Source organism: Streptococcus infantarius subsp. infantarius ATCC BAA-102, assembly GCF_000154985.1.
GTDB classification, from domain to species: Bacteria; Bacillota; Bacilli; order Lactobacillales; family Streptococcaceae; genus Streptococcus; species Streptococcus infantarius.
The window spans coordinates 1-21,931 of the sequence record NZ_DS572681.1 but is presented as its reverse complement, the minus strand read 5'-3'; the positions used below and the strand labels follow the sequence as shown (position 1 = coordinate 21,931).

Sequence of the window (21,931 nt, the reverse complement as noted above, 5' to 3'; positions counted from 1 at the left end):
AAGGGGAAAATGAGCTTCATCGCTCAAGATTTCGACTCCCTAAATGTCATCGCCATTCTCGACGGAAGAACCCAAGCAACCATCCGAAACCACTTTCTTCGCTATCCTAGAAAGGTTAGAAACCGCGTCAAAGTCATCACTATGGACGACATATTTAGCGCCTACTACGATATCGCTAAAAAGCTATTCCCGAACGCTAAATTCGTCCTCTATCGCTTTCATATCGTCCAACATCTGAGCCGGGCCATGAATCGTCTACGTGTCCAGATTATGAATCAGTTTGACAGAAAATCTCATGAATACAGGGCACTCAAACGCTACTGGAAACTCATCCAACAAGATAGTCGCAAACTCAGCGATAAACGATTTTATCGCCCGACTTTTCGTATACACTTGACCAACAAGGAGATTCTAGAAAAGCTACTTTCTTACTCGCAGGAACTTTGAGAACATTATGAACTCTATCAACTCTTACTCTTTCACTTTCAAGAGAAACAAGCCGACCATTTCTTTAATCTCATTGAGGAGACGCTTTGCAGTGTACATCCCATCTTTCAGACTGCTTTTAAGACCTTTTTGAAAGACAAAGATAAGATGATTGTCAATGGCACTTGAACTCCCTTGCTCAAACGCCAAACTAGAAGCTACCAATAATCTCATCAAAGTCATTAAACGCAATGCCTTTGGTTTTCGGAACTTTGAAAACTTTAAATTAAGAATTCTCATCGCTTTGAATATAAAAATGGAGAGAACCAACTTGGTCCTCTCCAGGTTATGACTTTTCATCAACCCACTACAGTTGACAAAGAGCCCATAAGAAAAGCGAGTTTCACTAAGAAACCCGCTCTTTTATTATCCAATTTTTGTAATATTGGTTGCTTGAAGACCACGTTGGCCTTGCTCCACTTCAAAATTCACCTTTTGACCATCTTCCAAAGATTTGAAACCATTAGACTGAATTTCAGAAAAGTGTGCAAATACATCTGGTCCACTTTCTTGTGAAATAAAACCAAATCCTTTTTCTGCATTAAACCATTTGACTGTACCTTGTACCATTTTTGTTACCTCTTTTTATTTATTTGTAAAACGAATCAAGAGGAAAAACAAAAGATGAAACTGATACTTAAACTCTAAACTTATTTACATTATTTATTTTAACAGGATAATTATCATTTGTCAACAATAAAGGTTGATTATTTGATAAACTTCATCATTTCACTTCCACGGATTATAAAATCTCCCCTGATTTGCAATAAAGAGGGTAATGGTAATGCCTATGAGGAAGAAAATGATAATTAAGACGATGTAATCCATTTGTTTCAGAGGCTGGTAGGTGTACCAGGTTCTCTTTTTATTTTTTCCAAAGCGCCGTAATTCCATGGCAGTTGATATGGTATCAATTCGTTCCAAAGAACTGAAAATCAATGGGATTACAAGTGATAAATTCCCTTTTATCCGATCCACTAATCTCCCTTTTTTAGACAACTCTAGACCCCGTGCCTCTTGTGACATCCGAATCGTATAAAATTCTTCTTGGATATCTGGAATATACCGCATAATCAGATTTACTGCATAAGCGACTTTATATGAAACCCCAATTTTATTCAAACTTGATGCAAACTGACTGGGATGAGTGGTCATTAAAAAAATCAAAGCAACAGGAACAGTACAAAAATATTTCAATAACAAATTGAGCAGATAAAATAGTTGCTGGCTCGTAATAGAATAAGTCCCAATCCCCGACCACAAAACGGTCTCTGCTCCATATAAAATCACGCCATAAGTTGGGGCAAATAGATACACCATCAATGCGTTCAGCAAGGCAAATACTGTTGTAAAGAAGAGAACAAAGGAAACATCCCGATAACGAATGCCCGATAATTTAAACAGGCTGAGGGAAAACACGGCAATGCATAAAATAAGACGAGTATCGTAGGTAACCATCGCAACGACGGAAAATGCTAGAAAGAACAATAAATTACTGACTGCTGAAAGATTGTAGATAAAACCTTGTCCATTACGATAACCAATTAATGACTGGCGATTCATCAGTTCCTCCTCTCTTCTTGCATATAACACATCGTCAACTCTAAAGGATTCACTCTAAGACGTTCTGCCAAATGGAATATAGAGGTTTCTTTCAAACTGGCCTGTTCTATCACAGCAACATCTGATAATATTTCTGCTGGACTAGCATCTTCAATAATCTGCCCATCCACCACTACAACTGCTCTGTCTGAATAATCCAGCATGAGTTGCATATCATGGGTAATCATGACAATGGTATGCCCTTTAGCATTTAATTGGTCCAAAAAATCCATCATTTCTCGATAATGTCGCTGATCCTGCCCAGCTGTCGGCTCATCCAGTAGAATGATTTCCGGATTGAGAACCAAGATAGAAGCAATCGTCACCCTTTTTTTCTGACCATAGGAAAGTGCCGATATAGGCCATTTACGGAAAGGGTATAAGCCACAAACTTCTAATATATTGAGAACGCGCTGTTCAACTACTTCCTCATCTACTCCTCGCAAATGGAGGCCAAGTGCCACCTCATCAAAAATCATATTTTGACTTATCATCTGGTTAGGATTTTGAAGAACATATCCAATACGCTCCGCACGCTCTTTAATAGAATCATCCTGAATAGATTGACCTTTCCAAAGAAGTTCTCCCTCTGGCCGAATAAAGCCACAAAGTGCCTTAGCTAAGGTAGATTTGCCAGCACCATTCTTTCCGACAATTGCTAACCGCTCACCCTTATGAATGGTAAGGTTAATATCTTTTAACACCTGCTTCTCTGGATAGGAAAAATGTAGATGGTTTGTTTCTAATAATACTTCCTCTGACTCACTTTCAAAATGCAAAGCTGGTAGTTGACCAACAGTCAAGGATGCTACATCAACCTCCCATACTGAAGCAAGATGCTCTGCGTCTTCAATTGGATAACCCAACGCTCGAAGAGTAGAAATATAGAGAGGTTCACGTATCCCATTTTCTTGTAACAAGGAAGTCTTCAATAATTGATCTGGGTTTCCGTTAAATAAAATTTGACCATCATTTATCAATCCCACCCGATCCACATGACAGTACAAGACATCTTCTAAACGATGTTCAATAATAATCGTTGTGGTGCCTTCTTGTCGATGCAGTCGGTCAATCAAATCAATCGTATCCTGACCTGATTTAGGATCCAAATTAGCAAGTGGTTCATCAAACAATAAAATAGAGCTCTCATCTATTAACACTCCAGCTAAACTGACACATTGCTTTTGACCTCCAGATAAATCTTGTGGCCGATGGGCCAATAAGTCTGTAAGTGACAATTTTTCTGCCCAATTCCCTATTTTTTGATGCATGATCTGTTGACTTTCCATATCATTTTCTAGGGCAAAGGCAAGATCTTCTGCAACCGACAAACCAACAAACTGTCCATCTGTATCTTGAAGTACTGTTGATACTAGTAAAGATTTATCATAAACTCATAAATCAAAAGCCTCCTGACCATCCAAAATCAGGCTCCCACTGTGTTCTCCCTTATAAATGTTGGGAATAATGCCATTGAGACACTGCCCTAACGTTGACTTTCCGGAGCCAGAAGGTCCAATGATTAAGACTTTCTCCCCTTGATAAATGGATAGTTGAATATCCTTTAAAGTTGGTTCCTGCTGTGCCTGATATTTAAATGTAAAATCTTTAAATTCAATGATTTTTTTCATAGAACCATTATAACGTAAATTGGCTTTGAAAAAAAGGAAGAATCACTAGATTCCACCTTTGTGAAGATGTTCTGTCAATATTTCTCAATCAGAAATGTCATTTATAATAAAAATTGCACTGATTTCTCAATGCAATTTATTTTTTAAGCATTTACAGGCGCCAAACTCTCCCCGATTGCTTCCAATCGTTCTGCCCATTCCTGTCGTGTCAAACCATTTTCAACAATGTAGCGGTTACGCTCATGAGCACGACATTCAGCTGAACAGCCACGAACATACTTGTGCTCATTTTCTTCCGATGTCAAAATACGACGGTTACAGAATGGATTGCCACAGTTGACATAGCGCTCACATGGTGTGCCATCGAACCAGTCCTTACCAACGACAACTGGGTTAACATGGTTAACATCAACCATAATTCGCTCGTCAAAGACGTACATCTTACCATCCCACAATTCGCCACGAACTTCTGGGTCTTTACCATAGGTTGCGATACCACCGTGAAGCTGACCGACATTCTTGTAACCTTCACGAACCATCCAGCCCGAGAATTTCTCACAGCGAACACCACCAGTACAGTATACAACTACACGCTTGTCCATGAATTTCTCTTTGTTATCACGGACCCATTGTGGCAATTCACGGAAGTTGCGGATGTCTGGGCGGATCGCACCTCGGAAATGCCCTAGGTCGTACTCGTAGTCATTACGCGTATCCAAAACAACTGTATCTTCATCCAAGAGAGCTTCTTTGAACTCTTTTGGTGACAAGTAGGCACCTGTTGTTACAAGTGGATCTATATCGTTGTCAAAGTCGCTGTCTTCCAAACCAAGGTGAACAATTTCTTTTTTATAACGAACAAACATTTTCTTGAAAGCTTGCTCATTTTCTTCGTCAATCTTAAACCACAAGTCGCTGAACAATGGGTTTGCATGAACATAGTCCATGTATTTTTGTGTTGTTTCATAATCACCAGAGACAGTACCGTTGATTCCCTCATCAGCAATCAAGATACGTCCTTTGAGTCCGATAGACTTACAGAAAGCTAGATGCTCAGCAGCATAGGCTTCCGCATTTTCAATTGGGATATATTTATAATAAAGTAATACACGAATGTCTTTTGACATAATTTCTCCTTTTCAATCTTTGCAATAGATTATAAAACTCTATCATTTCTAATAAATGACTCTCTAAGATTATATCGTGTACCAGTCAATATTACAAAAATCTGAACTGAAAGCTGTTTTGATACAACAAAAAACTATATTGATATTTCACAACGAAAAAATGAACTGTTTTGTAACAGCTCATCCTATTTTATTAGTCTTTTGATAGGCTACCAGATTTTACTTGTGTTCTCGCATACACAATCAATAAAATCGTACCTGCAATAGCAACAGTAACACTATTTGCAATGCCCGCAACTAAACCTTGTACAAAAACTTTATTAGCAGGTTCGCTATAAATAACGATGTCTAGTACTGGAGCAATGATACCCCAAGAAACAATGTTTGCCACAATCTGGAAGACATTGAACACAAGGATGTCTTTGCCTTCAAAAATTCCTTCTTGATACGAAGACGACTTTTTGCTACACCCACAACAAGCCCAAATACACCCGAAGCTAAAATCCAAGACCACCATGGACCGTACTGAATAGAGTCTTTAAGAGCATGACCAATAAATCCAACAACAGGACCAAAAAGAATGGATAGAAGAGCCTGAACAGCATATTGAAGCTGGATGCTCGTATTTGGTACAAAGGTTGGAATATTGATTACCAAGCCAATTACAACAAAAAGAGCAGCACCAATACCAGTTGCAACAACAGTTTTAATCGAATTATTTTTCATTGTAAGTCTCCTTGTAAAATAAAGTAATTAATTGACAATACGTCTAATTTCAATATGCCAGTTCTGACCAACACCGACATTATAAGCTTTGGCGAACGATCCTTGATTAATTGCAAGTCCAACACGATAAAGTGAGTTGATATAGAGCAAGGGTTGACCTATGCGCACATCCGCAAATGATTTTCCATATGTTACCTGATTCTGGTAGACAAGCATATCATTATTGTAAATCGTTACCTCGAAGCGATCTCCAAATTCTGGCAAAAGAGTATAAAACTCTTCACGAGTGACTGATGTCCAAAGAGATCCAAATCTAACATCAAGAATATCAATAGCACCTTTGACAAAATCAAAGCCGACTTCTGTTTCTACAGTTGGGATCTCGACAATATGTTCCACACTAAGTTCTGGTCCAACTTCTTCAAAACTAATATGCCCTGACGCTAATTTTGCACCCGTATAAGCATAAACATCTCGTCCATGGAACGTATAAGAATGCTCGGTATTCGCACGACGATTAGCGACTTCTGAGATTTCCCTAGTCAAGAAGAATCAATCAAATACCAGCTATTGTCAACCACAAAATTGCCCAAAAACTGATTGAGAAGCTATCTATGACAACCATTGCGGAAAGCTTAGCAGTATCCACCTCTACGGTCATTCGTAAACTAAAAGAATTTCAGTTCAAGACAGACCTGAACTGTCTTCCAACCAATATGAGCTGGGATGAATATAGCTTCAAGGAGGGGAAAATGAGCTTCTTCTCTCAAGATTTCGACTCCCTAAATGTCATCGCCATTCTCGACGGAAGAACCCAAGCAACCATCCGAAAACACTTTCTACGCTATCCTAGAAAGGTTAGAAATCGGGTCAAAGTGATTACCATGGATATGTTTAGTCCCTATTATCAACTTACTAACCCCTTCGCTCTTCTATTTCTGAGCTCAGGCTGAAACAGTCTATTCCCAGACTGTTTCACTCCCCAATGCAAAAATTGTACTCGATCGCTTTCATATCGTGCAACACCTTAGTCGTGCTATGAACCGTGTCCGTATTCAAATTATGAATCAATTCGACAGAAAATCGCAGGAATACCGAACCTCGAAACGTTACTGGAAATTGATACAACAAGATAGCCGTAAACTCAGCGATAAACGATTTTATCGACCTATGTTTCGAATGCATTTGACTAACAAGGAAATCCTAGAAAAACTCCTATCCTACTCAGATGAACTCAGACAGCACTATGAACTCTATCAATTTCTCTTGTTCCATTTCCAAGAGAAGAACTCAGTCCATTTCTTTGACCTCATCGAACAGTAAATAGCCACTGTTAATCCTATTTTCCAGACGGTATTGAAGACATTTTTAAAGGATAAGGACAAGGTTTTAAACGCCATGGAATTGCCTTATTCCAACGCCAAACTGGAAGCTACCAATAATCTCATCAAAGTCATTAAGAGAAATGCCTTTGGTTTCAGGAACTTTGAAAACTTTAAAAAACGGATTTTGATTGCATTGAACAGTGAAAAGGGCTGGGGAGAGCCCTTTTCAGCTTATCTCCTAAAAACAAAAAAGAGATAAAGAAAGAGAGGACGAAGTTCGTCCTCTCTAGGTGTTAGCTTTTCATCTACCCACTACAGTTGACAAAGAGCCAAGAGTTTTTACAGACTAGCTAATTTGAACTTGAAATTTGGCCAAACTCATCAAATATCATTTGCGATACATTTTAAATTGTAAGTATAAATCGTTATAAATACCAAGCCATTTTTGACCAAGGTTATTATAAACTTCCAAATGGTTAAAGGTTTCTTCAGATGGATAGAAAGCTTTATTTTCTTTAATATCATTTGGCAAAAGTTTCTTGGCTTCTGTATTTGGTGTGGCATAGCCGATGTATTCTGCATTTTGCGCAGCGTTTTCAGGCTGCAACATGAAGTTGATAAAGGCGTAAGCTTCTTTAATGTGCTTAGCTGTTTTTGGAATCACTAAGTTGTCAAACCAAAGGTTAGAGCCTTCGCTAGGAACCACGTAGTGAAGGTGATCATTTGAATTAAGCATCTCACTCGCTTCACCTGAGAATGTGACTCCAATCGCAGCATTGTCATTAATCATGTAACCCTTCATCTCGTCACCGACAATAGCTTTGATATTTGGTGTTAGGTCATCAAGTTTCTTTGAAGCAGCATTTAGCTCAGTCATCGATTTGGTATTTAGGCTGTAGCCAAGAGTTCCAAGACCAATTCCCATTGCTTCACGAGCACCATCAACCAGCATGATGTCATTTTTATATTCTTGTTTCCATAAGTCTGACCAATGTTCTGGCGCTTTATCAACCATAGTATCATTATAGACGATGCCAAGTGTTCCCCAGAAATATGGGACTGAATAATCATTATGCTTGTCAAAACTCATGCCCATGAATTTTGAACCGATGTTATCTAAGCCTTTGATTTGAGATTTATCTAGTTTGATGAGCAAATGTTCTTTTCTCATCTTATCAATCATGTAATCTGACGGCACGGTGATGTCGTAAGTTGTTCCACCTTGCTTAATCTTGGTATACATTGATTCATTAGAGTCAAAGGTTTCGTACTGAACCTCGATACCTGTTTCTTTAGTGAATTTTGTAATTAATTCTGGGTCAATATAATCACCCCAGTTGTAAATGACTAATTTATCAGATTGACTTGATGAACTTGATGTTTTTTGCATATAAACTGAAACACCAAATAGAATCAAGGTTACCGCAACAAGCCCTAGGAAAAACGTGTATAATTTACGCATTGCTTTCTCCCTTCTTATCTTGTGAAATAAAGTAATAACCAATTACAAGCAAGATACTAAAGATGAAGACAATGGTTGAAAGAGCATTAATCTCAAGTGAAATTCCTCTTCGTGCACGCGAGTAAATTTCAACAGAAAGAGTTGAGAATCCATTTCCTGTAACAAAGAAAGTTACCGCAAAGTCATCAAGGGAATAAGTGAATGCCATAAAGAATCCTGAAATGATACCAGGTGTCAAATATGGCAACATGACTTCTTTTAACATTTGCCAAGGTGTTGCACCCAAATCATAGGCAGCATTAATCATATCGTCATTCATTTCCTTAAGTCGTGGCAAAACCATAAGCACTACAATCGGAATTGAAAAGGCAATATGACTAAGCAAAACTGTCATAAATCCAAGATTAAAATGGAAAATATCCGCCAAACGCGTAAAAAGAATCAAAAAGCTTGCACCAATCATAACATCAGGTGCCACCATCAAAATATTATTCATTGATAGAATGGATTGCTGGTGTTTACGACGAGCTTGGTAGATGAAAATAGCTCCAAAAGTCCCAATCACTGTCGCCAGAATTGAACTTAAAAAGGCTAGGAAAAATGTCTGAATCAAGATAAGCATCAAGCGACTATCCGTAAACATTTCTGAATAGTGTTCTAGGGTAAATCCAGTGAAACCATTCATATCGCCACCTTGATTAAAGGAATAGAAAATCAGATAAGCGATTGGAATGTAAAGAATAACAAAGACTAAAGATAGATATAAATTCGCAATTTTTTTCATTTTCGTCTCTCCTTAGTCATCCACATAATCACAAGCATTGCCATGATTAAAATCACACCAATGGTTGAACCCATTCCCCAGTTTTGTGTTGTCAAGAAGTGCTGCTCAATTGCTGTCCCTAGTGTAATCACACGGTTACCGCCAATCAAACGAGTCAACATGAACAAGCTAAGGCTTGGGATAAAGACTGATTGTACCCCACTTCTCACACCATTTAGTGATAAAGGAAAGACAACCTTTGTAAAGGTTTGGAAGCCATTTCCGCCTAAATCATGGCTCGCATTGATGAGATTGGTATCAATATCATCAAGCGCATTGAAAATCGGTAAAATCATAAATGGAATTTCAATGTAGGAAGCAACAAAGATAAATGAAAAATCTGTGAATAAAATTTGTTTTGGACCAATACCGACAAATGATAAGAAGGCGTTAACACCACCATGTTGTCCAAAAATCCCCATAAAAGCGTAAGCTTTTAACAAGAGATTAATCCAAGTTGGTAAAACCACAAGCATCAACCACAACTGCTTATGCTTAAGCTGTGTCAAAAAATATGCTGTTGGGTAAGAAATCAACAAGGTCACAAGGGTAATGATGGCAGCATATAAAATCGAATTAAAACTCATTCGAAGATAAGTCCAAGAACTAAAAAAAGTCTTGTAATTATCCAAGGTAAAATGTCCTTGGATATCAAAGAATGACTGCCATAAAATCAAAATGACGGGAGCAATGACAAACAGTATCAACCATAAAATATATGGAATCGAGAAGAAATTATTTTTCTTCATTGCGCTCCTCCTCGATGGCATGAATCAAACCATCTTCATGCTCTTCCATTTCAACATATTCTTCAAGACGCGCATCGAACTCTTCTTCTGTTTCATTCAAGCGCATGATATGAATATCTTCTGGTGTGAAATCAAGTCCGATGACTTCCCCTTCGATGGCTTTACGCGTTGAGTGAATCAGCCATTCATTGCCAAGCTCATCGTGAGCAATGATTTCATAGTGTACCCCACGGAAAAGTTGGGTATCGACTTTCACACGTAATTTACCTTCTTCAGGCATTGTGATTTGCAAGTCTTCTGGACGGATAACCACTTCAACCGCTTCATTTGGTCGCATACCACCGTCAACCGCTTCAAAACGTTTGCCGTTAAATTCAACCAAATAGTCTTCAATCATTTTACCTGGAATGATATTTGATTCACCGATGAAGGTTGCTACAAAGTGATTAATTGGTTCATCATAAATATCAACTGGTGTACCTGATTGTACAATTTCACCATCATTCATGACGAAAATCCAGTCTGACATTGCCAAAGCTTCTTCTTGGTCATGTGTAACAAAGACAAAGGTAATGCCAAGACGTTGTTGCAATTCACGAAGTTCGTATTGCATTTCTGTACGCAACTTCAAATCCAAGGCTGATAAAGGTTCGTCAAGCAAAATCACACGCGGTTCATTGATGATAGCACGCGCAATCGCGACACGCTGACGCTGCCCACCAGATAATTTTTGAATCTGGCGATTCTCAAAACCAGCCAAACGTACCATTTTAAGAGCTTCTTCCACTCGTCGTTCAATTTCTTTTTTGTCGACTTTTTTTAATTTTAGAGGAAAAGCGACATTTTCAAAGACATTCATATGAGGGAAAAGGGCGTAATTTTGAAAAACGGTGTGAACATCACGTTTATTGATTGGGATATCATTGATACGCTCTCCATCAAGGAAAACATCACCTGTGGTTGGCTGTAAAAGCCCTGCAATGATATTTAAAATCGTTGATTTTCCGGAACCTGAAGCACCAAGAAGGGTGTAAAATTTTCCTTCTTCTAACTCAAAGTTAATATCCTTTAAAACAGCTGTACCGTTATCTTCAAATACTTTTGATACGTTTTTAAATGCAATAATTGGATTAGTCAATTCTCATAAAACCTCCATGGAGCTTCTTTAATCTTTTTTCTCGCCGATGATGCGAACTTCGCGCTCTAAACGAACGCCTGAATTTTTCTCAACTGTGTCAATAACATAAGCAATCAAATCTTCATAATCTTGAGCTGTACCGTCAGCGACATTTACCATAAAGCCTGCGTGTTTTTTACTAACTTCAACGCCACCAATACGGTGTCCTTTAAGGTTGGCTTCTGTGATTAATTGTCCAGCAAAGTGTCCAACTGGACGTTTGAATACTGACCCACATGATGGGTATTCAAGGGGTTGTTTTAATTCACGTAAGTGAGTTAAACGTGCCATTTCTTGCTCAATCAAGACATAATCACCTGGTTTAAGGGCGAATTTTGCTGAAATAACAATATCACCGCTATCTTGGACCGCTGAATGACGGTAACCAAACTTCATGTCACGAGCTTCAATTGTCTTAACTTTACCTTCTTTGGTAAGTACTTGAGCTGATACCAAGACATGCGAAATTTCTCCGCCATAAGCACCAGCGTTCATGAAGACAGCACCACCAACGCTACCTGGAATACCACAAGCAAATTCAAAACCAGTTAAACTGTGATATTTGGCGATACGTGTTGTTTCAACCAAGTTAGCACCAGATTCTGCTTCAATGACATAGCCATTGACTGTAACGGTATTTAATTTATCAAACATGATAACAAAACCACGGATACCACCATCACGAACAATGATGTTGCTAGCATTTCCAAGCACCATCCATGGAATATCATTTTTATTAGCAAATTCAACAATACGAATTAATTCATAACGATTACGTGGAAAAGCGAGATAGTCCGCTGGACCTCCCACTTTCGTGTAAGTATATTTTTTTAAGGGTTCATTAACTCGAATATCAATCCCTTTTAGTTCATCATTTAAAAATTCTAACATTTTCTTCCAACTCTAAAACTATTAATCAAAATTGTAGTTATCATTTGATTAAAATCAACCAATACCCTTATCAATACTATTAGCTCATTTATGATCAAATAATCAATTATCTACTAAAAAATCGGCATAAAGCCGACCTTAATTATAACAAAAAAATCAGCTTTTGACGATATTTAAGAATGAAGTTTTCGCACTTCTTCAAGATTTAATGTTTTTAAATAAGATGTAATAGATTTACCATAAATCTCAAGCGACGGAGCAATTTCAAAAAGTGGTACAAGAACAAAAGCACGCTCTGTCATGTAAGGATGCGGCACATTAAGGGTTTCAGTTGCGATATGCTCGCTACCATACAAAAGAATATCAATATCAATGGTACGAGGTCCCCAATGTTCATGGCGAACACGTTGCAAATCCTTCTCAATTTTTTGGCACTCTGTCAATAATTGCTGAGCATCCAATTCTGTCTCTAATTGACAACAAATGTTCAAAAAATCATCTTGGTCCGTCTTACCCCATGCGGCTGTTTCATAAAATGAAGAAACAGCTGCAACGGTTGTTTGTGGCAGTTGATTTAGCCGATCAAGTGCTGCTTCAAGATAGGCTTTCTTGTCACCAATATTACTGCCTAAACTTAAATAAACTCTAATCATGCTCTCTCCCGTTCTAGCTCAATGCCAACAGAATCATAGTGCCCATTAATTGGCGGGTTTTCTTTGGAAATTTTTAAAATAATTGCTTGAACTGGCGGAAACTGTTCAAAAATGTCCTGGCAAATTGCCCCAGCCAAACGTTCAATCAAAATGTATTTATTTTCTTCAACTTGCTTTTTGATAGTTTCAAAGACTAATCCATAATGAACAGTGTCTTCTAAACGATCAGACTGCGATGCTTTTGCCAAATCAACAGACAAGGTACAATCAACAACAAAAATTTGCCCTAATGTTTGTTCTTCTGCAAAAGCACCATGGTAACCGTAAAAACGGCATCCTTTTAAATGAATTTTATCCATATTATTGGTAACAAAGAAGAAAGTCTGAGATACTTTTCTCAAACTCTTTCTTCTCCTCTTACTCCTTTCAAACGAGTTGACTAATCACTTTAACAATATCGCGATTGAGATCAACATTATGCACGCGGACGATTTGACAACCTTTAGCAATTGCCCAAGCTGACAGTGCCGCTGTTCCCATATCGCGCTCAAGAGCTGCTGTACCGCCTCCTAGCAGATAATCTACTGTGCGTTTACGAGAAATGCCAAAAAGAACTGGGTAACCAAGCTGACAAACAGCATCCAAACCTTGCAAAAGTTCAATGTTTTGTGCTTCATTTTTAGCAAAACCAAATCCTGGATCAATCCAGATATTTTCTTTAGCAATGCCAGCGTCCAATGCAGCTTGCGCACGTTCTGCTAAAAAGTCACAAACTTCTTTAGTAATATTGTCATACTTTTCTTCTTTTTGATTGTGCATCAAAATAATTGGCACGTTTTTTTCAGCAGCAAGCGCAAGCATTTCCCCATCGTAAAGTCCTGCCCAAACGTCATTTAAAATATCTGCTCCTGTTTCTAAGGCAGCACGCGCAGTTTCTGTTTTGTAGGTATCAATACTGACTAGGACATCAAATTTTTCCTTGAGAGCCTTAATAACTGGTACAACACGATTAATCTCATCAGTTGCTTCCACAAAAGTGTAACCTGGTCGTGTTGACTCGCCACCAACATCGATAATTTTTGCCCCTTCAGCAATCATTTTCTCTGCTTGCTCAAGCGCTTTCTCAACCGATGTGTAAGAACCTCCATCAGAAAAAGAGTCAGGGGTAACATTTAAAACTCCCATGATACAAGCTTTGCCATCAATGTTATGTTTACCGATTTTCATTATGATCTCCTTAGTAATACAATACCTTAAGCGATTATTTTCCTAAAATCAAAGATAGTATTTCTTTACGTTCTTCGCGGTCTTCTTTAAAAATCCCTTTAGCGACAGTTGTCACCGTTTTGCTTCCTGGTTTTTTAATACCACGCATAGTCATGCACATGTGCTCTGCTTCAATCATGACAAAAATGCCTTTTGGATGAAGAGCTTCTTCCAATGCCGTAGCCACTTGGTCAGTCAAACGTTCTTGCAACTGCGGACGTTTACTTGCTACTTCAACAGCACGAGCTAATTTACTAAGACCTGTTACGCGACCATCGCTTGGCAAATAAGCAACATGAGCTTTTCCATAAAAAGGAACCAAGTGGTGCTCACATATTGAATAAAACGGAATATCTTTGACGAGAACAACCTCATCATGATTTTCGGTAAACACAGCTGTAAATTGATCTTTGGGATCTTCATTCAAGCCTGAAAACATCTCTTGATACATTTTTGCAACACGTTTAGGCGTATCTAGTAATCCTTCACGCTTTGGATCTTCTCCTAGAGCTTCTAAGAGTTGGTAAACTGCTGCTTCGAGTTTTTCTTGAGTTGCCATTTTATTTTCCAATCTTTTTATTTTTTCTATTATAGCTTAATTTTGCTGTCTTGACAAAAGTACAGGACGCACTTGTGAAATGAAGTAAAGTGAGCCTGTAATCAGATAAAAATCATCCTGACTATCTAAATCAATCTGCTTAAGCCAATCTTGCCAATTAGCTACTTTATGGTATTGGCTTGGGTATTTTTCCAAAGGCAGTGCATTGTGATAGACAAAAGTTGTCACATCCACATCAGCTAGCTGACTAAGTAACTCAAGCATTGAATCAATTGGCTTTGTGTCAATGGCCGCAAATAAAATATGCAAATGCTTATCTTTGTACTTTTGCATAACATTAACCAGTGCTTGAACACTTTCGTTGTTGTGAGCACCGTCAATCATGACATTTGGGAAGACCAATTCTGTACGACCTACCCAGTGAGTTTGGGCTAAGCCAGCTTTAATGATTTCTTTAGTCACTTTTGGATAACGTTCACGCAATTGAAGGGCTGCTGTAATAGCTAGACTAGCGTTGCTGACTTGGTGTTTTCCAGGCATAGCCAAACTAACTTGTTCAAGTCTTTCTTTGCCATGATAATCAAAACTGTTTTCATTTTCTGAAGCAGAAAAATCCTTCCCAAATTCATAAAGTCTGCTATGACATGCTTTTGCCTTCTCAGTAAAAACTTGACGGACATCATCACGCTCAGTCGCAAAGATGAATGGAACTCCTTCTTTTAAAACACCCGCTTTTTGCGCAGCGATTTCTGCATAAGTTTCCCCTAAAACATTCTGATGATCTAAACCAATTGATGGACAAAGAACCGCTAAAGCCTTAAACACATTTGTTGAGTCATAAAGGCCACCCATTCCAGCTTCAATAATCGCGATGTCAACTGGGTGCATGTGACCAAAATACTCAAACATTAAAACAGTAATAACTTCAAATTCTGTAGCTGGTTCTAAGTCAGTTTCAACAGATAAACGTTCAACAACAGGGCGAACACGTTCCACCAATTTAAGAAAATCAGCCTCAGAAATCATTTGCCCATTTAAGCTAATACGTTCACGAAAATCAACAATATATGGTGACATAAATGTCCCAACTTCATAACCAGCTAGTGAGAAAATGTGTTGTAAATAGCTGGTAACTGATCCTTTACCATTTGTCCCAACAACGTGGACAGCGGCAAGCTTTTCCTGAGGATTGTCAAGTTCTTCAAGCATCCAAGCCATTCGTTTTAAACCAGGTTTGATTCCAAATTTTAACTTGCCATGAATCCAATCTAAAGCTTCTTGATATTCCATTTGATGAATGTCCTACTATGACCAAAAGTTGCTGACATTAAAAATAAGATTGAGACATTTACCTCGAAATCTTTCAATGATAAGCTTTTAGCGCATATACCTTTCTCTTATAAAATTACAATAACACTTCTATTATAGCACAAGGAAAATCGATAGAAACTATTTCTAAAAGAAGCTTTGCTATTTATTCAAAGTGATTTCATAAACGCCACGAACACTATTACAAGCATAAATGTGACCAGCTTTCTTTAAATCATCTTTTGTCAAATATGCTTCAAACACGCGACCTTCCTTAATTAATTTTTGCCTGCAAATGCCATCTAAAATACCCACATCAACCGAGGGCGTATACCATTTCCCATCAATTTCTAAAATGAGATTACTAATAGTCGTTTCCTGCAGATAACCCTTATTAGAAATAAAGATAGACTCACCAGATAAACTTTGTAAATGCGGACGATAGGTCGTCTTAAAATAAGTAAACGGACTGTCAATTGACTCACTGCGATGAACCAGCTCAGCTTTCAGATAATTTTCTGGCAGTTCTCTAAGTTCTGCTAGCTGGAACTGAATAGCACCAGTTTGCTTCACTAAAATTCGCAAACGATAGTCAGCATCATCTAACTCCTCAAGCTGCTTAGACAGTTTTGCTAAAAACTCTTCTTTTGAGAACGGGTAAGCAAAATACCTTGCTGACTCTTTTAAACGCTTGATGTGTTCGTCTAAATCCACCACTTGCTTATGAGATACCCTAGCGGTTGTAAGTATATCAAAGTCAGGTTGATTACGATATAAAACCGCAGCCTTATCACAAACCTCTTTGTACTCATCTTCACAGACACTTCCCCAGGTAATGCCACCACCAGCACCATAAATAGCCTGATTACCTAGCTTTTGAATGGTACGAATACCGACATTAAAGATAGCATCTCCATTCGGCAGACAAATCCCAATCGTCCCACAATAAACGCCTCGAGGTTGCTTTTCTAGCTGATTGATAATCGCCATTGTCGCAATCTTTGGAGCTCCGGTAATTGACCCACAGGGAAAAAGGGCAGAAAAAATATCTAAAAGACTTTTATCTGATTGCAACTGACTTTCAATGGTTGAGGTCATTTGCCAAACCGTTGAGTATTGTTCAACCTCACAAAGTTTTGTTACCTTAACGCTACCGATTTCTGAAATGCGTCCCATATCATTACGTAGCAAATCAACAATCATCATGTTTTCAGCACGATTTTTACTATCATTTGCCAGCCAGATTTTATTTTGCAAATCTTCTTTGGTCCTATAACCACGAGTAATCGTTCCTTTCATCGGTCGCGTTATTATACGATTTCCTTTTTTTAAAAAAAACAGCTCTGGACTAACGGACAAAATGGCAAAATCATCATGCTCGATATAGCAGTTGTAGGCTGCTTCTTGGGCAATGACTAGGTGATTGTATAAAGCCAAAGCATCTTCTTCAAGTTGACTAGATAATTGGAGAGTGTAGTTAACTTGGTAGGTATTTCCTTGCCTGATTTCCTCTTTAATCCTAGCAATAGCTTTCTCGTAATCACCTTTAGTCGTTTTTGATTGCCATGATTTTGGCAATTGAATATTTTTTTGAGATTGACACGGAAAAGGCTCTTTTTTAACTTCTTGATGAACCGTAAAATAAGCTAAATACTCAGCAGAAAGAGGGAAAGATTTGACCAGAAACTTCTCATCAAAGGCTTTGGCTGCTTCATAACTCACATAACCAATGACATAATATCCTTGCTTTTGGTAATTCTCCACCTCTTGCAAAATGGTTTTTACATCCTTTACTGACTTAGCAGAAAGCTCAATCAAGGGATTTTCAAAAATCAAACGTTGCCCTAATTCCTTAAAATCAACAACAGTTTTTTTGTGCATGTTAGCTCCAAACTACTTATTTTTACGCATCACAATAACTTGTCCTAAAATAAAGACAGCAATGGCAATCCAGATAAAGATAAATCCTTTTAATTGTCCTGCAGCTATTGTTTCTTTGAAAATAAGAACCGCAATAATCAACTGAATCGTCGGGTTAATGTATTGAATGAACCCAATAATATTCAACGGTGCACGCTTAACGGCCTCTGCAAATAAAAGCAAAGGAATTGCCGTAACCACACCAGAAATTACCAACAAAATATTCTCCAGCAAGGTATAATCAAGCATACTTTCCTTACTAAAAATTACCAAATAAATGATGACAAAAGGCAAAACCAGACTACTTTCAACCAGCATAGCAACATCACTGGATAGTCGAATATTTTTCTTAACCAAACCATATAAACCAAAAGATAAAGCTAAAATAATCGAAACCAGTGGCACTTGCCCAGTGTCAAAAGCTAACATTCCAACCCCAAACCCTGCAATAGCAATTGCTGAAAGCATCCAAGAACTTAAACTTTCGTGCAAGAAAATCACAGCAAGTAAAATGGAAACAAGCGGCATAATATAATAACCAAAACTCGCCTGAGTTGCTTGACCATGTGCCACTGCAAAGATGTAAGTCAGCCAGTTAATAGCAATCAAAAAGCTCGCCAAAATCATCATAAATAACTTCTTCTTATCAGCTATCAAACTACTAATCTCACTCTGATACCGCTTGTGATTTCTGGATACCAGCATGTAAAACAACATGGTAATAACTGTGAAAATGATACGATAAGAAAAGGTGTTATATGAACTAACACCTGAAAGTAATTTCCAATAAAGGGACAAAAAGCCCCACAAAATGTATGTTACTAAACCAAGTAGAAAACCTAAATTAGTCTTTTTCAACAAAAACTCCTTTAGTATCTACATGTAGAGCAACTACTTCGCCATCCAAGCCAAGTGATTGAACAGCCTCTAGAACTTTGCTTTCTTGCTCTTTTGGCGCCAAAACCATCACTGTTGGACCAGCACCAGAAAGATAAGTCGCATAAGAACCTGCTTGATGTGCTTTTTCTTTAATCTGAGCAAATTCTTTTACTAATTTTTGACGGAAACGTTCATGGAAAAGGTCAGCTTCAATCGCTTTTCCAGCTTTTTCCAAATCTCCTGTCAAAAGGGCTGCAATAGCAACATTGGCAATTGACGAGGCTGCAACAGCTTCTTTGTAAGAAAATTGAACTGGAAGCACATTACGGCTATCACTTGTCTTTAATTCATAATTTGGAATAAAAGCTACAAATGATGCCTCTGGGAAAGTCGCAACAGCACTGTTAACTTTTCCATCAACATATGATGACACCACAAGATTTCCAAAAATAGCTGGCGCTACATTATCTGGGTGCCCTTCAATTTTAGTTGCTAGCGTAAGCTTTTCATCATCTGACAAGTTCAAGTCAGCCAATTGATTGGCTAACTCAATACCTGCCACAATAACTGAAGATGAAGACCCTAAACCACGTGCCAAAGGAATATCTGAAACCATCTTAATACGATGTGGTTTTAAATCTGATTTGATTTGCAAAGCTGTCGTAATCAAAAGGTTTGTTTCATTACTTGGAACATCACCCAAATCATGCAAAACTTCCCATTTGTCAGCAGCTTCTAAAACCTCGATTGTTAAATACTTAGAAACCGCAACACCAACAGAATCAAATCCAGGTCCAACATTAGCAGAGGTTGCTGGTACTGTAATTTTCATATCACTATAATTGCTCAAAAATGAGCCTTCCTTTCACCTTTAAACTTATCGTTTCTTATTCACCCAATACTTTAAGAGTATTTAAAACTTTGAAATCTTCTTCAGCTTCCAATTTTTCAGTAACCGCAGCCAATTGTGTCTTACTCATTGAATGAGTGATGATAACAACACGAGCGCGAGTACCATTTGCTTTTTGTTGAAGTACTTGTTCAAATGAAATATTTTCAGAATTGAAGATTTCAGCTAAACGAAGCAATTGACCTTTTTTGTCAGGTGTATTAATTGCAAAATAGTAATGGCTTGTCACATCTGAAGGATTTGCCATTTTTGTTTCACGAGCAAATTCGTTGAATGATTTACCAACATTGCCATCTTTAATACGGCGGCAAATGCGAATAATATCAGCTGTTACAGAAGTTGCTGTTGGCTTTTGACCAGCACCTGGTCCATAATACATTGATTCACCGATACCGATAGATTCAATAAAGACAGCATTCATAACGTCATTTACACTAGCAAGTGGGTGAGCTTTTGGCAAGAATGTTGGTGACACTTCTGCTGAAATACCTGATTCAACTTCACGGACGTCGCCAACAAGTTTAATCACATAACCAAGTTTTTGAGCCACAGCCACATCATCTGGTGTGATTGTTGTGATACCTTTATGAGCCACATCATCAAAATCAATTGTCATACCAAAGCCAAATTGACTCAAGATAACAGCTTTATAAGCAGCATCGATACCTTCAACATCATTTGTTGGGTCACTTTCAGCATAACCAAGTTCTTGAGCTGTCTTAAGAGCATCATCATAAGTCCAACCTTCATCAACCATCTTAGTCATCATAAAGTTTGATGTACCGTTAAGAACACCCAAAATACGAGTCACTTTATCAGAAGTAAGTGAATTTGCTAGTGTACGAAGGATTGGAACACCACCAGCTACTGCTGCTTCATAGTAAAAAGCAACACCTTTATCTTTAGCAAGCGCAATCAATTCTTTACCATGAGTAGCAATCAAATCTTTGTTGGCTGAAACAACATTTTTACCTGCTTCAAGAGCTTTTGTGATGAAAGTACGAGCTGGTTCGATACGTCCCATCAATTCAACAACAATGTCAATGCTGTCATCGCTTAAAATCTCATCAACATTTGTAACAAAATTATAATCATTTCCGGCAGCCAACAAACGATTTTTTTCTTCATCGTCTTTGACAAGAACCTTAGCGATTTCAATGGTGTCATGAGCTGCTTCCGTAATTTTTGAATGATTTTCTTTCAAAAGGAAAGGAACACCACTAGCAACTGTACCAAAACCGAGCAAAGCAATTTTTATTGACATTTTATTCTCCTTAGTAAGTAATTTTCGAACGGAAAAGTGATTTTTTCAACCAGCACTTCCTAAAATAAAAACATTTTCTACATTATACCATAAAATTATTCAGAATTTACAGAAAAATAACGAAGTCTAAAAATCTTTTCCTAATTAAAAGTAAATTCTTTCATTTGTACTAAAAAAGTAGTACAATAAAAGCAGATTTTTGTCTTCAAGGGAGATTTTCATGAAAAAACGACACAAGCACGAGAAAAAAAGTAAAAAAACAATGTTACTTGTCAACATTATTCTATTTTTATCCTGTATCATAGCTGGCGCCATGCTCTTTTTCACACTAAAAGAGAGTCACTCGATTCTATCAGCAGAAAAAACAGAGCAAGTCTCATCAAAATCAAGCAAGCAATCATCGGCTGCTCCTTCCACTCAAGAAAGTTCAACAAGTCAAACTACTGATAGCAATGACGTTAACTGGGTTCAGCAAGATTCAGATGTTTCTCTTCCAATTCTAATGTATCACGCCATTCACGTCATGGCTCCCGAGGAAGCTTCAAACGCTAACCTTATCGTAGATCCGACAACCTTTGAAAGTCACATCAAGCGACTTTCTGATGAAGGATACTATTTTTTAATTCCTGAAGAAGCTTATAAAGTTCTGACAGAAAATGTTTTACCAAATGGAAATTCAAAAATCATTTGGTTAACTTTTGACGATAGTTTATGGGATTTTTACGATAATGCCTACCCTATTTTGAAAAAATACGGTGCCAAAGCAACCAACAATGTCATTACAAGTACTGTTGGAAATTCAGCTAACTTAAGTCTCGACCAGATGCTTGAAATGAAAGAACAAGGGATGTCTTTCCAAAGTCATACTTCAACCCACCCAGACTTATCTGCTAGTGATGACAATACTCAAAAAACAGAAATGTCCGATGCCAAAAGCTACCTTGATAGCAACTTATCACAAGATACCATGACAATCGCCTATCCTGCAGGACGTTATTCTGATACCACTCTCCAACTCGCTGGTGAACTCAACTATAAACTTGGTATTACAACAAATGAAGGAATTGCTGATAAAAATGACGGTTTACTATCATTAGATCGCATTCGAATTTTACCAGAAACAACAGCAGATAGCCTGATGGCAAGTATTAATCAATAAAAAAGCCTTGCTTT

Annotated in this window: 18 protein-coding genes and 5 pseudogenes; 3 read left to right on the top strand and 20 right to left on the bottom strand. The window is 37.8% G+C overall.

The window, feature by feature from the left end:
* Window positions 1–778 (top strand): annotated as a pseudogene (locus tag STRINF_RS00655) (ISL3 family transposase); the annotation flags it as partial.
* A 74-nt stretch (window positions 779–852) separates the two neighbouring features.
* Here the strand turns inward: STRINF_RS00655 and STRINF_RS00650 are convergent.
* The 6 genes and pseudogenes from STRINF_RS00650 to STRINF_RS00625 form a co-directional block, all read right to left on the bottom strand.
* A complete protein-coding gene (locus tag STRINF_RS00650; RefSeq protein WP_006531071.1) occupies window positions 853–1,056 on the bottom strand; it encodes a cold-shock protein in 204 nt (67 codons plus the stop codon).
* 159 nt (window positions 1,057–1,215) lie between these two features.
* The gene (locus STRINF_RS00645; protein WP_006531070.1) at window positions 1,216–2,049 is read right to left on the bottom strand and encodes an energy-coupling factor transporter transmembrane component T family protein; all 834 of its coding nucleotides are present in this window, start codon (window positions 2,047–2,049) and stop codon (window positions 1,216–1,218) included.
* Window positions 2,018–3,719 (bottom strand): annotated as a pseudogene (locus tag STRINF_RS00640) (ABC transporter ATP-binding protein). Before STRINF_RS00640 ends, STRINF_RS00645 begins: the two are co-directional and overlap by 32 nt.
* 143 nt (window positions 3,720–3,862) lie before the next feature.
* Window positions 3,863–4,846 carry an oxygen-dependent tRNA uridine(34) hydroxylase TrhO gene (trhO, locus tag STRINF_RS00635; protein WP_006531067.1) on the bottom strand — a complete coding sequence of 328 codons (984 nt, stop codon included), beginning with the start codon at window positions 4,844–4,846 and terminating at the stop codon, window positions 3,863–3,865.
* Window positions 4,847–5,039: 193 nt separating this feature from the next.
* A pseudogene (locus STRINF_RS00630) lies at window positions 5,040–5,572 on the bottom strand (ECF-type riboflavin transporter substrate-binding protein).
* 27 nt (window positions 5,573–5,599) lie between these two features.
* Window positions 5,600–6,112: pseudogene (locus STRINF_RS00625) on the bottom strand (SAM hydrolase/SAM-dependent halogenase family protein); the annotation flags it as partial.
* Between STRINF_RS00625 and STRINF_RS09755 the strand changes: the two are divergent.
* Window positions 6,099–7,194 (top strand): annotated as a pseudogene (locus tag STRINF_RS09755) (transposase); the annotation flags it as partial. The pseudogenes STRINF_RS00625 and STRINF_RS09755 sit on opposite strands and share 14 nt — an antisense overlap.
* A gap of 91 nt (window positions 7,195–7,285) precedes the next feature.
* On the opposite strand, the gene STRINF_RS00610 reads toward STRINF_RS09755, so the two are convergent.
* The 14 genes from STRINF_RS00610 to STRINF_RS00545 all read right to left on the bottom strand — a co-directional run bounded on the left by STRINF_RS00610 (window position 7,286) and on the right by STRINF_RS00545 (window position 20,758).
* Entirely contained in the window at window positions 7,286–8,359 is a 1,074-nt protein-coding gene (locus STRINF_RS00610) for an ABC transporter substrate-binding protein (protein WP_006531061.1), read from the bottom strand.
* The gene (locus STRINF_RS00605) at window positions 8,352–9,143 is read right to left on the bottom strand and encodes an ABC transporter permease (protein WP_006531060.1); all 792 of its coding nucleotides are present in this window, start codon (window positions 9,141–9,143) and stop codon (window positions 8,352–8,354) included. The genes STRINF_RS00610 and STRINF_RS00605 overlap by 8 nt, the downstream gene beginning before the upstream one ends.
* Complete coding sequence (locus tag STRINF_RS00600; protein WP_006531059.1) at window positions 9,140–9,931, bottom strand: ABC transporter permease; 792 nt, start codon at window positions 9,929–9,931, stop codon at window positions 9,140–9,142. Before STRINF_RS00600 ends, STRINF_RS00605 begins: the two co-directional genes overlap by 4 nt.
* Window positions 9,918–11,069, bottom strand: coding sequence for an ABC transporter ATP-binding protein (locus STRINF_RS00595; RefSeq protein WP_006531058.1), 1,152 nt, complete (start codon window positions 11,067–11,069; stop codon window positions 9,918–9,920). The genes STRINF_RS00600 and STRINF_RS00595 overlap by 14 nt, the downstream gene beginning before the upstream one ends.
* Window positions 11,070–11,096: 27 nt before the next feature.
* Entirely contained in the window at window positions 11,097–11,999 is a 903-nt protein-coding gene (gene murB, locus STRINF_RS00590) for a UDP-N-acetylmuramate dehydrogenase (protein WP_006531057.1), read from the bottom strand.
* A 173-nt stretch (window positions 12,000–12,172) separates the two neighbouring features.
* Complete coding sequence (gene folK, locus STRINF_RS00585) at window positions 12,173–12,652, bottom strand: 2-amino-4-hydroxy-6-hydroxymethyldihydropteridine diphosphokinase (protein ID WP_006531056.1); 480 nt, start codon at window positions 12,650–12,652, stop codon at window positions 12,173–12,175.
* Complete coding sequence (gene folB, locus STRINF_RS00580; protein WP_006531055.1) at window positions 12,649–13,011, bottom strand: dihydroneopterin aldolase; 363 nt, start codon at window positions 13,009–13,011, stop codon at window positions 12,649–12,651. The genes folK and folB overlap by 4 nt, the downstream gene beginning before the upstream one ends.
* A 67-nt stretch (window positions 13,012–13,078) precedes the next feature.
* Window positions 13,079–13,879: a dihydropteroate synthase gene (folP, locus tag STRINF_RS00575; RefSeq protein WP_006531054.1), complete on the bottom strand. Its 801-nt coding sequence runs from the start codon at window positions 13,877–13,879 to the stop codon at window positions 13,079–13,081.
* 34 nt (window positions 13,880–13,913) lie between these two features.
* Window positions 13,914–14,477: a GTP cyclohydrolase I FolE gene (gene folE / locus STRINF_RS00570; RefSeq protein ID WP_006531053.1), complete on the bottom strand. Its 564-nt coding sequence runs from the start codon at window positions 14,475–14,477 to the stop codon at window positions 13,914–13,916.
* A gap of 36 nt (window positions 14,478–14,513) precedes the next feature.
* Window positions 14,514–15,767 carry a bifunctional folylpolyglutamate synthase/dihydrofolate synthase gene (locus STRINF_RS00565; RefSeq protein WP_006531052.1) on the bottom strand — a complete coding sequence of 418 codons (1,254 nt, stop codon included), beginning with the start codon at window positions 15,765–15,767 and terminating at the stop codon, window positions 14,514–14,516.
* A gap of 180 nt (window positions 15,768–15,947) precedes the next feature.
* On the bottom strand, window positions 15,948–17,666 hold the full coding sequence (gene pabB, locus STRINF_RS00560) for an aminodeoxychorismate synthase component I (RefSeq protein WP_006531051.1): 1,719 nt from the start codon (window positions 17,664–17,666) through the stop codon (window positions 15,948–15,950).
* A gap of 12 nt (window positions 17,667–17,678) precedes the next feature.
* Window positions 17,679–18,563 (bottom strand): EamA family transporter RarD, encoded by an 885-nt coding sequence (rarD, locus tag STRINF_RS00555; protein ID WP_043878257.1) that lies wholly within the window; start codon window positions 18,561–18,563, stop codon window positions 17,679–17,681.
* Window positions 18,550–19,416, bottom strand: a complete 867-nt coding sequence (gene thrB, locus STRINF_RS00550; protein ID WP_006531049.1) for a homoserine kinase — start codon at window positions 19,414–19,416, stop codon at window positions 18,550–18,552. The genes rarD and thrB overlap by 14 nt, the downstream gene beginning before the upstream one ends.
* Window positions 19,417–19,471: 55 nt before the next feature.
* The gene (locus tag STRINF_RS00545; RefSeq protein ID WP_006531048.1) at window positions 19,472–20,758 is read right to left on the bottom strand and encodes a homoserine dehydrogenase; all 1,287 of its coding nucleotides are present in this window, start codon (window positions 20,756–20,758) and stop codon (window positions 19,472–19,474) included.
* Between the two features lie 220 nt (window positions 20,759–20,978).
* Here STRINF_RS00545 and STRINF_RS00540 point away from each other — a divergent pair, with 220 nt between their 5' ends.
* Complete coding sequence (locus tag STRINF_RS00540) at window positions 20,979–21,917, top strand: polysaccharide deacetylase family protein (RefSeq protein WP_006531047.1); 939 nt, start codon at window positions 20,979–20,981, stop codon at window positions 21,915–21,917.
* The last annotated feature ends 14 nt before the right edge of the window (window positions 21,918–21,931 follow it).

Excerpts from the sequence above, each read along its gene's own strand:
- STRINF_RS00650 (WP_006531071.1), bottom strand. The coding sequence starts at position 1,056 with ATGGTACAAGGTACAGTCAAATGGTTTAATGCAGAAAAAGGATTTGGT.
- STRINF_RS00645 (WP_006531070.1), bottom strand. The coding sequence starts at position 2,049 with ATGAATCGCCAGTCATTAATTGGTTATCGTAATGGACAAGGTTTTATC.
- trhO (WP_006531067.1), bottom strand. The coding sequence starts at position 4,846 with ATGTCAAAAGACATTCGTGTATTACTTTATTATAAATATATCCCAATT.
- STRINF_RS00610 (WP_006531061.1), bottom strand. The coding sequence starts at position 8,359 with ATGCGTAAATTATACACGTTTTTCCTAGGGCTTGTTGCGGTAACCTTG.
- STRINF_RS00605 (WP_006531060.1), bottom strand. The coding sequence starts at position 9,143 with ATGAAAAAAATTGCGAATTTATATCTATCTTTAGTCTTTGTTATTCTT.
- STRINF_RS00600 (WP_006531059.1), bottom strand. The coding sequence starts at position 9,931 with ATGAAGAAAAATAATTTCTTCTCGATTCCATATATTTTATGGTTGATA.
- murB (WP_006531057.1), bottom strand. The coding sequence starts at position 11,999 with ATGTTAGAATTTTTAAATGATGAACTAAAAGGGATTGATATTCGAGTT.
- folK (WP_006531056.1), bottom strand. The coding sequence starts at position 12,652 with ATGATTAGAGTTTATTTAAGTTTAGGCAGTAATATTGGTGACAAGAAA.
- folB (WP_006531055.1), bottom strand. The coding sequence starts at position 13,011 with ATGGATAAAATTCATTTAAAAGGATGCCGTTTTTACGGTTACCATGGT.
- folP (WP_006531054.1), bottom strand. The coding sequence starts at position 13,879 with ATGAAAATCGGTAAACATAACATTGATGGCAAAGCTTGTATCATGGGA.
- folE (WP_006531053.1), bottom strand. The coding sequence starts at position 14,477 with ATGGCAACTCAAGAAAAACTCGAAGCAGCAGTTTACCAACTCTTAGAA.
- STRINF_RS00565 (WP_006531052.1), bottom strand. The coding sequence starts at position 15,767 with ATGGAATATCAAGAAGCTTTAGATTGGATTCATGGCAAGTTAAAATTT.
- pabB (WP_006531051.1), bottom strand. The coding sequence starts at position 17,666 with ATGCACAAAAAAACTGTTGTTGATTTTAAGGAATTAGGGCAACGTTTG.
- thrB (WP_006531049.1), bottom strand. The coding sequence starts at position 19,416 with ATGAAAATTACAGTACCAGCAACCTCTGCTAATGTTGGACCTGGATTT.
- STRINF_RS00545 (WP_006531048.1), bottom strand. The coding sequence starts at position 20,758 with ATGTCAATAAAAATTGCTTTGCTCGGTTTTGGTACAGTTGCTAGTGGT.
- STRINF_RS00540 (WP_006531047.1), top strand. The coding sequence starts at position 20,979 with ATGAAAAAACGACACAAGCACGAGAAAAAAAGTAAAAAAACAATGTTA.